Genomic DNA, 823 nt, shown 5'->3' on the forward strand with positions numbered 1-823 from the left:
CTACGCAATTACCCTGCCAGACGAGCCCCCTGAATCCATTAATACACAGGTTAATCCTTACACCTTTACACAAACCAGCGAAGAGGGGAACTTCCCGACCACCGGCTTTACCGGTGCAACGTTCAGTGTAGTGCCAAAGGATGGAAAGGGCGCGTCAGGCTACACCTGGGCATCTGATGCCAGTTGGGTATCAGTGGCAGATGGTGTGGTGAAGTTCACGGGCACAGGCACAGGTAGCAAAGTTACCATCACAGGCACGCCGAAAAATGGTAAGGGGAAAATTATTAAGTACAGCTTCACGCTGAACAACTGGTTCATAAATAATGGTTCAACGACGAGCAACTGGAATGATGGCGAAAATTATTGCGCAATGCAGTTGGGTAGCAGCTTGCCGAATCTTGAATCCTTGATAAACGGTGGCCCAACTCCAACGGGAGTACGCAGTGTCGGGGGGCTGTGGAACGAGTGGGGTAATTTAACCCTCTATACCGGCGCAGGTTTTGTCGGGGGGCATTATTGGTCGAAGACCTTGCCATCCACAGGTATCGTAGCCTATTTTACTGCCAACCTTACCAATTCCGGATTAGGCATTTCCTCTGCGAATAATAATGCCAGAGTGGTGTGCCATCAGGAATTGTAGTAATTCTTGGGTTGCGTCACCTTTTGACCAACCCTTAACAATTAAGATTTTTCACTCTTATCTTAATAATCATCTGGCATCTTCATGGGTTAGGCACTGTTGCAAAGTTATTGATGAGTTAGCCCTTCGTGTTAGTGAAAGGTCTTATCTTTCAAAGACTCTGCCCACCAGACGCATCTCGCT

General features: G+C 47.9%; 1 pseudogene. It reads left to right on the top strand.

Annotated elements, in window-relative coordinates:
* Positions 1-640 (top strand): annotated as a pseudogene (locus AAIE02_RS23590) (inverse autotransporter beta domain-containing protein); the annotation flags it as partial.
* Between the last annotated feature and the right edge of the window lie 183 nt (positions 641-823).

It is taken from the genome of Cedecea sp. Ae19-4, assembly GCF_059801165.1.